The sequence below is a fragment of the Pseudothauera rhizosphaerae genome (genome assembly GCF_004801305.1).
In the GTDB taxonomy this organism is placed as follows: domain Bacteria; phylum Pseudomonadota; class Gammaproteobacteria; order Burkholderiales; family Rhodocyclaceae; genus Pseudothauera; species Pseudothauera rhizosphaerae.
In genome coordinates this window covers 145,098-158,326 of the sequence record NZ_SSOD01000010.1, presented here as the reverse complement: position 1 = coordinate 158,326, position 13,229 = coordinate 145,098, and the positions used below count along the sequence as shown (strand labels likewise).

General features: G+C 70.4%; 12 protein-coding genes. 10 read left to right on the top strand and 2 right to left on the bottom strand.

The window, feature by feature from the left end; genetic code table 11:
- The first annotated feature begins 74 nt into the window (after positions 1–74).
- On the top strand, positions 75–1,019 hold the full coding sequence (locus tag E6O51_RS13810) for an electron transfer flavoprotein subunit alpha/FixB family protein (RefSeq protein ID WP_136385575.1): 945 nt from the start codon (positions 75–77) through the stop codon (positions 1,017–1,019).
- A gap of 213 nt (positions 1,020–1,232) precedes the next feature.
- Here the strand turns inward: E6O51_RS13810 and E6O51_RS13805 are convergent, their stop codons facing one another.
- On the bottom strand, positions 1,233–2,165 hold the full coding sequence (locus tag E6O51_RS13805; protein ID WP_136385574.1) for a LysR family transcriptional regulator: 933 nt from the start codon (positions 2,163–2,165) through the stop codon (positions 1,233–1,235).
- Positions 2,166–2,366: 201 nt separating this feature from the next.
- On the opposite strand from E6O51_RS13805, the gene E6O51_RS13800 reads away from it, so the two are divergent.
- The 9 genes from E6O51_RS13800 (at position 2,367) to E6O51_RS13760 (ending at position 11,639) form a co-directional block, all read left to right on the top strand.
- A complete protein-coding gene (locus E6O51_RS13800; protein WP_136385573.1) occupies positions 2,367–3,224 on the top strand; it encodes an FAS1-like dehydratase domain-containing protein in 858 nt (285 codons plus the stop codon).
- A gap of 99 nt (positions 3,225–3,323) precedes the next feature.
- Entirely contained in the window at positions 3,324–4,490 is a 1,167-nt protein-coding gene (locus E6O51_RS13795) for an acyl-CoA dehydrogenase family protein (protein ID WP_211091406.1), read from the top strand.
- 20 nt (positions 4,491–4,510) lie between these two features.
- Positions 4,511–5,872: an MmgE/PrpD family protein gene (locus E6O51_RS13790; RefSeq protein WP_136385572.1), complete on the top strand. Its 1,362-nt coding sequence runs from the start codon at positions 4,511–4,513 to the stop codon at positions 5,870–5,872.
- A gap of 19 nt (positions 5,873–5,891) precedes the next feature.
- Complete coding sequence (locus tag E6O51_RS13785) at positions 5,892–7,091, top strand: CaiB/BaiF CoA transferase family protein (RefSeq protein WP_136385571.1); 1,200 nt, start codon at positions 5,892–5,894, stop codon at positions 7,089–7,091.
- Entirely contained in the window at positions 7,091–7,939 is an 849-nt protein-coding gene (locus E6O51_RS13780; RefSeq protein ID WP_136385570.1) for an HpcH/HpaI aldolase/citrate lyase family protein, read from the top strand. Before E6O51_RS13785 ends, E6O51_RS13780 begins: the two co-directional genes overlap by 1 nt.
- 52 nt (positions 7,940–7,991) lie before the next feature.
- On the top strand, positions 7,992–9,020 hold the full coding sequence (locus tag E6O51_RS13775; protein ID WP_136385569.1) for a TRAP transporter substrate-binding protein: 1,029 nt from the start codon (positions 7,992–7,994) through the stop codon (positions 9,018–9,020).
- Between the two features lie 114 nt (positions 9,021–9,134).
- Positions 9,135–9,524: a VOC family protein gene (locus E6O51_RS13770; RefSeq protein ID WP_136385568.1), complete on the top strand. Its 390-nt coding sequence runs from the start codon at positions 9,135–9,137 to the stop codon at positions 9,522–9,524.
- A gap of 46 nt (positions 9,525–9,570) precedes the next feature.
- Positions 9,571–10,749 (top strand): MFS transporter, encoded by a 1,179-nt coding sequence (locus E6O51_RS13765; protein ID WP_136385567.1) that lies wholly within the window; start codon positions 9,571–9,573, stop codon positions 10,747–10,749.
- Positions 10,746–11,639: a hypothetical protein gene (locus E6O51_RS13760; protein WP_136385566.1), complete on the top strand. Its 894-nt coding sequence runs from the start codon at positions 10,746–10,748 to the stop codon at positions 11,637–11,639. Before E6O51_RS13765 ends, E6O51_RS13760 begins: the two co-directional genes overlap by 4 nt.
- Here the strand turns inward: E6O51_RS13760 and E6O51_RS13755 are convergent.
- The gene (locus tag E6O51_RS13755) at positions 11,626–13,158 is read right to left on the bottom strand and encodes a fumarate hydratase (RefSeq protein WP_136385565.1); all 1,533 of its coding nucleotides are present in this window, start codon (positions 13,156–13,158) and stop codon (positions 11,626–11,628) included. The genes E6O51_RS13760 and E6O51_RS13755 overlap by 14 nt on opposite strands.
- Between the last annotated feature and the right edge of the window lie 71 nt (positions 13,159–13,229).

The window sequence follows — 13,229 nt, the reverse complement described above, 5'->3', positions numbered from 1 at the left end:
CAGCGCCGGCGTACGCGTGGCCGACGTGGCGCAACTCATCGACAAACTCAAGAACGAAGCGAAGGTGATCTGAGATGGCGATCCTGGTCATTGCTGAACACGACAACGCCAGCCTGAAGGCGGCCACGCTCAACACCGTGAGCGCCGCGGCCAAGCTCGGCGACATCCACGTGCTGGTGGCCGGCAACGGCGCCGCGGCCGCCGCGGCTGCCGCCGCGAAGCTTGCCGGCGTCGCCAAGGTGCTGCTGGCCGAAGCCCCGCACTACGAAGCCCAACTGGCCGAGAACGTCGCTGCGCTGGTGGTGGCTAACGCCGGCGGCTACAGCCACCTCCTGGCCCCGGCCACCTCCTTCGGCAAGAACGTCGCCCCGCGCGTGGCGGCCCTGCTGGACGTGGCGCAGATCAGCGACATCGTCGCCGTGGACAGCGCGGACACCTTCGTACGCCCCATCTACGCCGGCAACGCCCTGGCCACGGTCAAGAGCGCCGACCCCGTCAAGGTGATCACCGTGCGCACCACCGCCTTCGAGGCGGCGGGCGAGGGCGGGGCTGCCCCGGTCGAGAACATCGCCGCCGGAGCCGACCTGGGCCTGTCCCGGCTGGTCGGCCGCGAACTGACCAAGTCCGAGCGTCCCGAACTGGGTGCGGCCAGGATCATCGTCTCCGGTGGCCGGGGCCTGGGCAGCGGCGAGAACTACCACACCCTGCTCGAACCGCTGGCCGACAAGCTGGGCGCGGCGCTGGGCGCCTCCCGTGCCGCGGTCGATGCGGGCTACGTGCCCAACGACTACCAGGTGGGCCAGACGGGCAAGATCGTCGCGCCGCAGCTCTACGTGGCGGTGGGCATCTCCGGCGCCATCCAGCACCTGGCCGGCATGAAGGACTCCAAGGTGATCGTGGCGATCAACAAGGACCCGGAGGCGCCCATCTTCCAGGTGGCCGACTACGGCCTGGTGGGCGATCTGTTCGAGGTCGTGCCGGAGCTGACCCGCGCGCTGGATCCAATACGGTTCAGTTAAGCAAGCCGCATCGACTTCCTGCCCCCTCTCCCCTTGCGGGAGAGGGCCGGGGAGAGGGGGCGCCCCGCAGGGTGTAAGACAGTTCATAGCGGTCTGGCTGGCGCAGCCCCCTCTCCCCAACCCCTCTCCCGCGAGGGGAGAGGGGCTTTGCCGGCAACCCAATACCCGTTTGGGCTGACCCAGGGCGAACGGGGCGCCTGCTTGACCACCGGGTCAATGGGCGCCGCGCTTCCGGCTCCTGGCGCGGCTTGCCGCGTGCCCCGGGTGATTCATGATGCTGTCGATCAGCGCCTGGGTGTAGCTCGGCAGCGCCTCCCCGCGCCGGGCCAGCACGTGCCGTTCGCGCAGCGCCCAGTCCTCGTCGAGCTGTTTGATGAGGATCTTCATCGTGCGGCGGTGACGCAGGGCGGCCGATTCGGGCACGATGCCCACGCCCACGCCGGCCTCGACCATGCGGCACACGGATTCGAAGTTGCTCACCTGCACGCGGATGTGGAGGCGGCGGCGCGCGTTCTGCATCAGTTGATCGACGAACTGCTGCAGGGTGCTGCCTTCGTGCAGGCCGATGTAGTCGTGGTCGATGACGTCGCTGAAGCGGACGGCCGCCGCCGGCGCCAGCGGGTGCCCGGGGGCGACCGCGAGCACCAGCCGGTCCGAGCTGAAGGTGTGCACCTCCAGCCCGTCGGCGGCGATCGGGCCGGAGGTGATGCCCAGGTCGGTCATGCCGTCCAGCACGCCACGGATGATTTCCGCGGTGGGGCGCTCCTGCAGGTCCACGTCCACCTTCTGGTGGGCGGCGAGGAAGGTGGCGAGCACTTCCGGCATGAACTCGGTGACCGCGGTGGTGTTGGCGAACACGCGGATGCTGCCCTGCACGCCTTCGCCGTAGCGCTGCAACTCGGACTTCATGTGCTCGATCTCGCTCAGGATGGTGCGCGCGTGCCGCAGCAGGCTCTGGCCGGCCGGGGTCAGGGCCACGCCGCGCGGCGCGCGGTAGAGCAGGCGCACGCCCGCTTCGGTTTCCAGATCCTTGATGCGTGCGCTGACCGCGGGCAGCGAGAGGTGGTTGCGCTCGGCGGCGCGCGTGAGGCTCTTGGTTTCGGCGATCAGGCTGAACAGGTTCAGATCGCGCAGGTCGATGTGCATGCGTCCGGTCTCCGATGTAGTTGTTGTTGCCGCAGCGGCGCGGCGCTCCGGTCTGCGATCGTGCCACGCCCGGCCCCGATTTCCACGCAGTTAAGCACAGGTGAAGGCCGGGTACAGAAATCGCGAATTGTCGCGCTCCGGGCGCGGAGGGAGCATGTGCCCAGGTCGCGGACACCAGAACACGCGACGGAGGAGATGACGATGAACGACCGCGTCGGGGCTTCCGGGCCCGACCTGACCCAGTGGATCGGCCGCGAGGAACTGCGTGCCGACCGCATCGATCCGCGTATCGCCCAGGCGCTGGCGGCCACGCTCGACCTCGACCCGGACGGGATGAAGGCGGGCGCCGAACTGCCGCCCCTGTGGCACTGGGTGTACTTCACCCCCAACGCGCGGCGCAGCGAGATCGGCCCCGACGGCCATCCGCAGCGCGGCGGCTTCCTGCCGCCGGTGGAACTGCCCAACCGCATGTGGGCCGGCGGCCGCCTGGGCTTCCGCCAGCCGCTGCGCGTGGGCGAGGCGGTCACGCGCATCTCGCGCATCGTGCGCTGCGAACGCAAGAGCGGGCGCAGCGGCGACCTGGTGTTCGTGACCGTGGAACACACCCTGTCGGGCGAGCGCGGCGTCGCGCTGGTGGAAGAGCACGACATCGTCTATCGCCAGCCGTCGCCGCGGGGCGGCCCGCTCGCCGGCGAAGCGGTCGAGGCCCGGGCGGAGTTCCGCCAGCGCGTCCACCCCGATCCGGTGCTGCTGTTCCGCTACTCCGCGCTCACCTTCAACGGCCACCGCATCCACTACGACCATCCCTACGTCACACGGGAAGAGGGCTATCCCGGCCTGGTCGTGCATGGCCCGCTCACCGCCACGCTGCTGCTGGGAGCCTTCCGGGCCGCGCACCCGGACAAGGTGGTGCGGCGCTTCGCCTTCCGCGCGGTCGGGCCGCTGTTCGACACCACGGATTTCGACGTCTGCGGCCGCCTGAGCGGACCCGGCGCCGCCGAATTGTGGACCGACTGCGACGGGCGTCTGACCATGAAGGCCGACGTCGTCTTCGACTGACCCACCCCAACCCTTGCCGATTGCCGCGATGGCGCTCCCGATGGCGGCGCCAGGGGCGCCGCCACGCCCGCGCGGACCCGCAATGCAACAGGAGACCCCATGACCATGCTCAACACCCCCGACGAATACCAGGAAATCCGCGACGCCGTGCGCAGCCTGTGCGCCGAATTCCCGGACGAGTACTTCCGCAAGGTGGACGAACAGCGCGCCTACCCGGAAGCGTTCGTGGACGCCCTGATCGGCGCCGGCTGGCTCGCCGCGATGATCCCGGAGGAATACGGCGGCTCCGGCCTGGGGCTCGCCGAGGCGTCGGTGATCATGGAGGAGATCAACCGCTCCGGCGGCAACTCCGGCGCGGTGCACGGCCAGATGTACAACATGGGCACGCTGCTGCGCAGCGGCAGCAGGGCGCAGAAGGAGAAGTACCTGCCCGGCATCGCCGCCGGCAAGCTGCGCATCCAGTCCATGGCGGTCACCGAGCCCACCACCGGCACGGACACCACCAAGATCAAGACCACCGCGGTGAAGAAGGACGGCCGCTACGTGGTGAACGGCCAGAAGGTGTGGATCTCCCGCGTGCAGCACTCCGACCTGATGATCCTGCTCGCCCGCACCACGCCGCTGGCCGAGGTGAAGAAGAAATCCGAGGGCATGTCGATCTTCATCGTCGAACTGAAGGACGCCATCGGCCGGGGCCTCACCGTGCGGCCCATCCCCAACTTGGTCAATCACGAGACCAACGAACTCTTCTTCGACAACCTGGAGATTCCCGAGGAGAACCTGATCGGCGAGGAGGGCAGGGGCTTCAAGTACATCCTCGACGGCCTCAACGCCGAGCGCACGCTGATCGCCGCCGAATGCATCGGCGACGGCTACTGGTTCATCGAGCGCGCCACCCGCTACGCCAACGAGCGCGTGGTGTTCGACCGCCCCATCGGCAGGAACCAGGGCGTGCAGTTCCCCATCGCCGACGCCTTCATCGAGATCGAGGCGGCGAACCTGATGCGCTTCAAGGCGTGCGAACTTTTCGACGCGAACCAGCCCTGCGGCGCGCAGGCCAACATGGCCAAGTACCTCGCCGCCAAGGCGTCCTGGGAGGCGGCCAACGTGTGCATGCAGACCCACGGCGGCTTCGGCTTCGCCAACGAGTACGACATCGAGCGCAAATTCCGCGAAACCCGCCTGTACCAGGTGGCGCCGATCTCCACCAACCTGATCTACGCCTACGTGGCCGAGCACCTGCTCGGGCTGCCGCGCTCGTTCTGAGCGCCGGGGAGAACGACGACATGACGACGCCGAACGATCCGGGCGCCGCGCTGTGCGCCTTCGCCGCCGCGCTGCGCTTCGAGGACCTGCCGCCGGCGGTGGTGGCGCGCACCGAGGAGCTGTTCCTCGACTGGGCCGCCTGCGCGCTCGCCGCCAGGGGCCTGCATCCGGTTCCGCATTTCGAAGCCTTCGCGCGCACCATGGGGCCGGCCGACGGCAGGGCCCAAATCCTCGTGAGCCGCAGGCGGAGTTCCGCCTACTTCGCCGCGTGGGTCAATGCCGCGTCCTCGCACCTCGTCGAGCAGGACGACCTGCACAACAGTTCCGTGCTGCACCCGGCCACCGTGGTATTCCCGGCGGCGCTCGCCGCGGCCCAGGATACCGGGGCGAGCGGCGCGGAGCTGATCGCGGCGGCGGTGGCGGGCTACGAGGCCGGCATCCGCATCGGCGAATTCCTCGGCCGCTCCCACTACCGCATCTTCCACACCACCGCCACGGTGGGCACGCTCGCCGCCGCGGTCGCCGCCGGCCGCGTGCTGGGGCTCACGCCGGTGCAGATGGTGAACGCCCTCGGCTCGGCCGGCACGCAGGCCGCGGGGCTGTGGGAATTCCTGCGCGACGCGGCGGATTCCAAGCAGCTCCACACCGCCCACGCCGCCGCCAGCGGGCTGGCCGCCGCCTATCTCGCCCGCGGCGGTGTCACCGGCGCGCGGCGCATCCTCGACGGCGCCCAGGGCCTGGCCGCCGGCATGTCCGCGGATGCCGACGCCGCCCACCTCACCGACCGCCTCGGCAGCCGTTGGGCGCTGCTGGAGACCTCGTTCAAGTTCCACGCCTCCTGCCGCCACACCCACCCGGCCGCGGACGCGCTGCTGGCGGTGCTGCAGCGGGAGCGGCTCGCCCATGCGGACGTCGCCTCGGTGGTCACCCGCGTGCATCAGGGCGCCATCGACGTGCTCGGCGCGGTCGGGGTGCCGGCCACCGTGCACCAGGCCAAGTTCTCCATGGGCACGGTGCTGGGCCTGATCGCCGTGCATGGCAAGGCGGGCCTGGAGGAATTCCGCGATTTCGCGCTCACCGATCCGGCCGTGGTCGCCTTCCGCGGCAAGGTCCGCATGGTGCTCGACCCCGAGGTGGACGCCGCCTATCCCCGGCGCTGGCTCGGTCGCGTCGAGGTCACGACGCATGCCGGCGCGGTGTTCCACGGCGCCATCGACGAGCCCAAGGGCGACCCCGGCAACACCCTCGCGCGCGCCGAAATCGAGGACAAGGCGCACCGCCTCGCGCGCTTCTCGGGCGCCGCAGACGAAGCGGAAATCGCCGCCCTGATCGGGCGCGCCTGGAACCTGCACGACGCCGCCAGCGTAGCGGCCCTCCTGTGACCCGTCCCGGAGCCCATCCATGAACCGCCCCACCCCCAACCCCCCGCTGCCCCTCGACGGCATCACCGTCGTCTCGCTCGAACACGCCATCGCGGCGCCGCTCGCCACCCGCCACCTCGCCGACCTGGGCGCGCGCGTCATCAAGGTGGAGCGCCCCGGCGTCGGCGATTTCGCCCGCGCCTACGACCACCGCGTGGATGGGCTGGCCTCCCATTTCGTGTGGGTGAACCGCTCCAAGGAAAGCCTCACCCTCGACCTCAAGCGGCCCGAGGCGCAGGAAATCCTGCACGAACTGCTGGGCAGGGCCGACGTGCTGGTACAGAACCTCGCCCCCGGCGCCGCGGCGCGCCTGGGCCTGTCCTTCGAGGCCCTGTCGCCGCGCAACCCCGGGCTGATCGTGTGCGACATCTCCGGCTACGGCGACGGCGGCCCCTACACCCACAAGAAAGCCTACGACCTGCTGATCCAGAGCGAATCCGGCTTCCTGTCCATCACCGGCACGCCCGAGGAGCAGGTCAAGGCCGGCATCTCCATCGCCGACATCGCCGCCGGCATGTACGCCTACTCGAACATCCTCGGCGCGCTGATCGAACGCGGCCGCAGCGGGCGCGGCCGGCGCATCGAGATCGCCATGATCGACGCCATGGTGGAGTGGATGGGCTTCCCGCTCTACTACGCCTACAAGGACCAGGAGCCGCCGCGGCGCAGCGGCGCCTCCCACGCCACCATCTACCCCTACGGCCCGTTCCGCGCCGGCGACGGGCGCACCGTGATGCTGGGTTTGCAGAACGAACGGGAATGGACGGTGTTCTGCGACAAGGTGCTGGGCGACGCCGCCCTGGCCGCCGACCCGCGCTATGCCAGCAACGCCCTGCGCGTGGCCAGCCGCGACGCCGTGCGCGCCATGATCGAGCGGGCCTTCGCCGATCTGTCGGCGGAAGAGGTCATCGCCCGGCTCGACGCGGCGGACATCGCCAATGCCCACGTCAGCACCATGAACGACCTCTGGCGCCACCCCCAGCTCGAAGCACGCGGGCGCTGGACGAGCGTGGATTCGCCCGCGGGGCCGCTGCCCGTGCTGCAGCCGCCGGGCATGGGCGGCGACCACCCCGCACGCATGGGGCCGGTGCCGGCCCTCGGCGCCCATACCGATGCGATTCTGGCCGAACTCGGCTACGGCGGCCGCGCCGCCGAACTGCGCGACGGGAAGGTGGTGTGATGGCGGCCCGGCACATCGATCTCGCCCGGGCGCGCACCTTCCTGTTCGTGCCCGCCACCCGCCCGGAGCGCATCGCCAAGGCGCTGGCCACCGGCACTGACGCGGTGGTCGTCGACCTGGAGGACGCGGTGGCGCCGGCGGACAAGCCCGCAGCGCGGCGGGCGCTGCTGGACTGGCTCGACGCCCACCTGGATGAGCGCGTCACCGTGCGCATCAACGCCGCGGGCACGGCCTGGCACGAGGAAGACCTCGCCGCCTGCCGCCATGCGGGCGTCGCCGGGGTGATGCTGCCCAAGGCGGACGGCGCGGCGCAGGTGGCGCACGCCCACGCGGCCGGCGGCAAGCCGGTGCTGTGCATCGTCGAGACCGCCCTGGGCATCGAGGAACTGCCGCAGATCGCCCGCGCGCCGGGCTGCGCCCGCCTGGTCTTCGGCAAGCTGGACCTGGCCGTGGAACTCGACCTGGTGCCCGACGAAGCCGACCCGGAGGAACTCGTGTTCCTGCCCTGGCGTGCCTTGCTGGTGCTCGCCAGCCGGCGCGCCGGCCTTCCGGCGCCGGTGGACGGGGTGTTCACCGCGATCGGCGACGAGGCGGCGCTGGGCCGCTACGCCGCCCGCGCGCGCCGGCACGGCTTCGGCGGCCAGTTGCTGATCCATCCGGCCCAGGTCGCCGCGGCCGCGGCGGCCTTCACCCCCTCGGCGCAGGACGTGGAATGGGCGCAGGCCGTGCGGCGCGCGGCCGCCGCGGCGGGGGGCGGGGCGGCCGTGGTGGACGGACGCATGATCGACGCGCCGGTCATCGCGCGGGCGGAACGCATTCTCGCCGTGGCCGCGGCATTCGGGCCGTGAGCCGGCACAGGTTTCTTGCAAGCGTTGTACACACACAAAAGGAGGAGACACCATGAAAGAACATTCCCGCATCCGCCGCGCCCTGATCGGCGGCGCCCTGGCGCTGGCGCTCGCGCCCCTGGCAGCGCCGGCGCTCGCGGCCGACCCGATCGTGCTCAAGTTCAGCCACGTGGTGGCGGACGACACGCCCAAGGGCAAGGGCGCGCTCAAGTTCAAGGAGCTGGCCGAACGCTATACCGACGGCGCGGTGAAGGTCGAGGTCTATGCCAACAGCACGCTCTACAAGGACAAGGAGGAACTGGAGGCGCTGCAACTGGGGGCCGTGCAGTTGCTGGCGCCGTCCCTGTCCAAGTTCGGTCCGTTGGGCGTGCGCGAGTTCGAGGTCTTCGATCTGCCCTACATCTTCGACGGCAGCGACGCGCTCAGGAAGGTCACCGAGGGGCCGGTGGGCGCGGCCTTCCTCGCCAGGCTCGATCCGAAGGGCATCAAGGGGCTGGCCTACTGGGACAACGGCTTCAAGGTGCTGAGCGCCAACGCTCCGATCCGCAGCCCGGACGATCTGCGCGGCAAGAAGATGCGCATCCAGTCCTCCAAGGTGCTGGAAGAGCAGTTCCGCGAGATCAAGGCGCTGCCCCAGGTCATGGCCTTCTCCGAGGTGTACCAGGCGCTGCAGACCGGCGTGGTGGATGGCACGGAGAACACGGTCTCCAACTACTACACGCAGAAGGTGCATGAGGTGCAGAAGCACATCACGCTGACCGAGCACGGCTACATCGGCTACGCGGTGATCACCAACAAGAAGTTCTGGGACGGCCTGCCCGTCGAGATCCGCACCCGGCTGGACCAGGCCATGGGCGAGGCCACCGTCTACGCCAACCGCATCGCCCAGGAGGAGAACGACAAGGCGCTGGAAGCCGTGCGCGCTTCGGGCAGGACCGAGATCCGCACGCCTACCGAGGCCGAGCGCAAGGCCTTCATCAAGGCGCTGCTGCCGGTGCACAAAAAGATGGAATCGCGCGTGGGAACCGCCACCATCAAGTCGATCTACGAAGCCACCGGCTTCGACCCGGCCGCGTTCTGAGCCGCAAACCGCGAAACCGCCCGCCGGCACGCCGACGGGCAGTTTTTCCCGGAATGGACCATCATCGGCTCCGGCCTTGTTACAGCCCTATCGACCGGCGAAGGAGACCGTTGCATGAAAATCGACAGCCTGGACCATCTGGTCCTCACGGTGGAGAACCTGGACGCCAGCATCGCCTTCTACACGCAGGTGCTGGGCATGGAGGCGATCACTTTCGGGGAAGGGCGGCGGGCCCTCGTGTTCGGCCGGCAGAAGATCAACCTCCACCCCGCGAGCGCGCCGATCCGGCCGCACGCGCGCCGGCCGCTGGCCGGCTCGGCGGATCTGTGCTTCCTGACCTCGACCCCGCTGGAGGAGGTCGCCGCGCAGCTCGAAGCATGCGGCGTGGCCGTCGAGGAAGGGCCGGTGCCGCGCACCGGTGCCACCGGACCGATCCGCTCCGTCTATTGCCGCGATCCGGATGGCAATCTCGTCGAGATCGCCAATCCGGCGCGCATGGCCTGAGCATGGCCGCATCCACCCGCTCCCGCGCCGCGCGGGGAGGCCGCCGATGATCCTTTCGCTGGCGATCACCCTCGCCATCCAGGTGCTCGCCACCATGGCGGCGCTCACCGTTCCGGTACTGGCGCCGGCCGCGGCGGCGGGCACGGGCATCCCGGCCACGCTGGTCGGGGTGTTCATCGCGCTGGTCTATGGGGCGGCCATGGCCTCCTCGCTGGCGAGCGGCAGTCTGGTCGCGCGCTACGGCGCGATCCGCGTCAGCCAGGCCTGCCTGCTGCTGTGCGGCGGCGGGCTGGCGCTCGCGGCGGGCGGCACGGCGTGGTCGATGGCCGCCAGCGCGCTGCTGATCGGCTGCGGCTACGGGCCGGTGACGCCGGCCAGCTCCCACATCCTCGCCCGCAGCACGCCCGCGCACCGCATGGGCATCACGTTCTCGCTCAAGCAGACCGGCGTGCCGCTGGGCGGCGGGCTCGCCGGGCTGGTCGTGCCCAGCCTCGTCCTGCTGTGGCAATGGCAGGGCGCGGCGCTCGCCGTGGGCGCGGCATGCGCGCTGATGGCGGCGATCGCCCAGGGGGTGCGGCACGGCTTCGACGCGGACAGGAACCCCCGGCACCGGGTGTCCCCGGCGGGGGTGCTGCGTCCGCTCGGCCTGGTCTTCGCCCACCGCGACATCCGCGACCTGGCGCTGTGCACCTTCTTCCTAAGCGCGATGCAGCTGTGCCTGACCACCTATCTGGTGACCTACCTGACCGATGAATACGCCGCGCCCCTGGTGACCGCCGGCCTGGTCCTTGCGCTGGCGCAGGCCGCGGGGGTGGGCGGGCGCCTGCTGTGGGGCTACGTGGCCGACCGGTGGCTGGCGCCGAACCTGGTGCTGAGCCTGCTGGCGTTCGGCATGGCGGCGGCCGCCATGGCCACGGCGCTCTTCGACCCGGACTGGCCGCTGGTGGCGGTGGTGCTGGTCAGCATGCTGTTCGGCGCCACGGCCATCGGCTGGAACGGCGTCTATCTGGCCCGCGTCGCGCAGCTCGCGCCGGCGGGCCAGGCCGGGCAACTGACGGGCGGCACGCTGTTCTTCACCTACTTCGGCGTCGTGCTGGGGCCGCCGGCCTTTGCCGCCCTGGTGTCCGCCACGGGGTCCTTCGCCGCCGGCTATGCGGGCATCGGCGCGGTGCTGCTGGCGGTGGGCGCGGCCTTGCTGCGCGCAGTGGCGAAGGGCAGGGCATGAGCGCCGCAGCGGCCGTCCCCTGCCGCGTCTCCCCGGTGCCTGCGGTCCCGGTCCCGCCCGGCACGCGCGACCGCCTGAAGTCGCTCGGCCCCTGGAACTTCGTGGAGTGGATGCTGAGCAAGCCCGGCGTGCTGCTCACCGATACCTCCCTGGGCGATGCGGCGCGCATCCACGGCGTGCGGGCGGTCGCACCCCACTATGCGCGCCTGGCGCCGCAGCTCTTCTCGCTCGAATGCCGGGGCGGGGCGGCCTCCGGCGGCGCGCGGCGCGGTCCCGAAGGCGACGTGTGGATACGGCTGCGGCAACTGCGTGCGGCCATCCCCGGCATCCTCTTCCAGATGCCCCTGTGCGGCCCGGACCGTGTCGGCGGCGCGGTGCGCCGCGTCGTGGTGCAGGCGGTGGAGAACGGCGTCGATCTGTTCCGCGTGTCCGATCCGTCGAACCGGATCGGCGGCATGCGCGCCGCGATGGAAGCGGCGGTGGACGGCGGCGCGCTGTGCGAGGGCGTGCTCCGCTACGGCGCGGACGTCCGCGACGGCGGACTCGGGTACTGGGCCGGCCTGGCCCGGCAACTGGAGCAGGCCGGCGCCCACGTCGTCGGTATCGAGGACGCGGCCGGCACCGCGTGCCCACGCGCCATCGGCGCGCTGGTGCGCGCGCTCAAGGGGGAAGTGGGGCTGCCGCTGCGCTTCCGCGCCCGCAGTGCAGGCGACATTGCTTCAGTGCTGGCCGCGGTGGAGGCGGGCTGCGACGTGGTGGACGGCGTGCTGGAGGCGGCGGGCGGACCCGCCTCGCCGCCCGGCCTCGGTTCGATCGTCCAGGCCCTGCGGGGCTCGGGCCGGGATCCGCAGATCGACGGCGCCGTGTTGCGGACGCTCAGGCGACCGTGACCGGAATCTTGCCGATGCGGGCCTGCCATTCCTTGGGCCCGGTTTCATGCACGTTGGCGCCGGTGGAATCCACCGCTACCGTCACCGGCATGTCCACCACGGTGAATTCGTAGATCGCTTCCATGCCCAGGTCGGCGAAGCCGACGACCTTGGCTTCCTTGATGGCCTTGGAGACCAGGTAGGCCGCGCCGCCCACGGCCATCAGGTAGGCCGACTTGTTGTCGCGGATGGCCTCGATGGCGACCGGGCCGCGCTCGGACTTGCCGATCATGGAGATCAGCCCGGTCTTCTCCAGCATCATGCGGGTGAACTTGTCCATGCGGGTTGCGGTGGTGGGGCCGGCCGGGCCGACGACTTCGTCGCGCACCGGGTCCACCGGGCCGACGTAGTAGATGACGCGGTTGGTGAAATCCACCGGCAGCTTCTCGCCCTTGGCCAGCATGTCCTGAATGCGCTTGTGCGCGGCGTCGCGGCCGGTGAGCATCCTGCCGTTGAGCAGCAGGGTCTGGCCCTGCTTCCAGGAGGCGACTTCTTCCTTGGTGAGCGTGTCCAGATTGACGCGGGTGGCGACGTTGGTGTCCGCCTTCCACGTGACCTGCGGCCAGTCTTCCAGCTTGGGCGTTTCCAGCTTGGCCGGGCCGGAGCCGTCGAGGTGGAAATGCACGTGGCGGGTCGCCGCACAGTTCGGGATCATCGCCACCGGCAGGCTGGCGGCGTGGGTGGGGTAGTCGAGCACCTTGACGTCGAGCACGGTGGTCAGCCCGCCCAGGCCCTGGGCGCCGATGCCGAGCGCGTTGACCTTCTCGAAAAGCTCCAGGCGCAGTTCCTCGGCGCGGGTGAGCGCGGCGCCGGAAGCGGCCTTGTCCTTGAGTTCGTGGATGTCCACCGGCGCCATCAGGGCTTCCTTGGCGAGCAGCATGGCCTTTTCCGGCGTGCCGCCGATGCCGATGCCGAGGATGCCCGGCGGACACCAGCCCGCGCCCATGGTCGGCACGGTCTTCAGCACCCAGTCGACGATGGAGTCGGACGGGTTCAGCGCGTAGAACTTGGATTTGTTCTCCGAGCCGCCGCCCTTGGCCGCACAGATGACTTCCACGTGGTCGCCGGGGACGATCTCGTAGTGCACCACGGCCGGCGTGTTGTCCTTCGAGTTCCTGCGGGCGCCGGCCGGATCGAGCAGCACGGACGCGCGCAGCTTGTTGTCCGGGTGGTTGTAGGCGCGGCGCACGCCCTCGTTCACCAGCTCCTGGATGCTCTGTTTCGTATCCCACTGCACGTTCTGGCCGACCTTGAGGAAGACCACCGCAATGCCCGTGTCCTGACAGAGGGGGCGGTGGCCTTCGGCGCTCATGCGCGAGTTGGTCAGGATCTGGGCGATGGCGTCCTTCGCCGCCGGGCTTTCCTCCCGTTCGTAAGCCTCCCCCAGCGCCTTGATGTAGTCGAGCGGGTGGTAGTAGCTGATGTACTGGAAGGCATCCGCGATGGACTGGATCAGGTCTTCTTCGCGAATCACGGTCATGGCGAGGTTCTCCGTAGTGAAGGGCGGGCCGGCCCCCGGTAGGGGCGCATCGAAGCGCCGGATTCTAGCAC

Excerpts from the sequence above, each read along its gene's own strand:
- E6O51_RS13810 (WP_136385575.1), top strand. The coding sequence starts at position 75 with ATGGCGATCCTGGTCATTGCTGAACACGACAACGCCAGCCTGAAGGCG.
- E6O51_RS13805 (WP_136385574.1), bottom strand. The coding sequence starts at position 2,165 with ATGCACATCGACCTGCGCGATCTGAACCTGTTCAGCCTGATCGCCGAA.
- E6O51_RS13800 (WP_136385573.1), top strand. The coding sequence starts at position 2,367 with ATGAACGACCGCGTCGGGGCTTCCGGGCCCGACCTGACCCAGTGGATC.
- E6O51_RS13795 (WP_211091406.1), top strand. The coding sequence starts at position 3,324 with ATGACCATGCTCAACACCCCCGACGAATACCAGGAAATCCGCGACGCC.
- E6O51_RS13790 (WP_136385572.1), top strand. The coding sequence starts at position 4,511 with ATGACGACGCCGAACGATCCGGGCGCCGCGCTGTGCGCCTTCGCCGCC.
- E6O51_RS13785 (WP_136385571.1), top strand. The coding sequence starts at position 5,892 with ATGAACCGCCCCACCCCCAACCCCCCGCTGCCCCTCGACGGCATCACC.
- E6O51_RS13780 (WP_136385570.1), top strand. The coding sequence starts at position 7,091 with ATGGCGGCCCGGCACATCGATCTCGCCCGGGCGCGCACCTTCCTGTTC.
- E6O51_RS13775 (WP_136385569.1), top strand. The coding sequence starts at position 7,992 with ATGAAAGAACATTCCCGCATCCGCCGCGCCCTGATCGGCGGCGCCCTG.
- E6O51_RS13770 (WP_136385568.1), top strand. The coding sequence starts at position 9,135 with ATGAAAATCGACAGCCTGGACCATCTGGTCCTCACGGTGGAGAACCTG.
- E6O51_RS13765 (WP_136385567.1), top strand. The coding sequence starts at position 9,571 with ATGATCCTTTCGCTGGCGATCACCCTCGCCATCCAGGTGCTCGCCACC.
- E6O51_RS13760 (WP_136385566.1), top strand. The coding sequence starts at position 10,746 with ATGAGCGCCGCAGCGGCCGTCCCCTGCCGCGTCTCCCCGGTGCCTGCG.
- E6O51_RS13755 (WP_136385565.1), bottom strand. The coding sequence starts at position 13,158 with ATGACCGTGATTCGCGAAGAAGACCTGATCCAGTCCATCGCGGATGCC.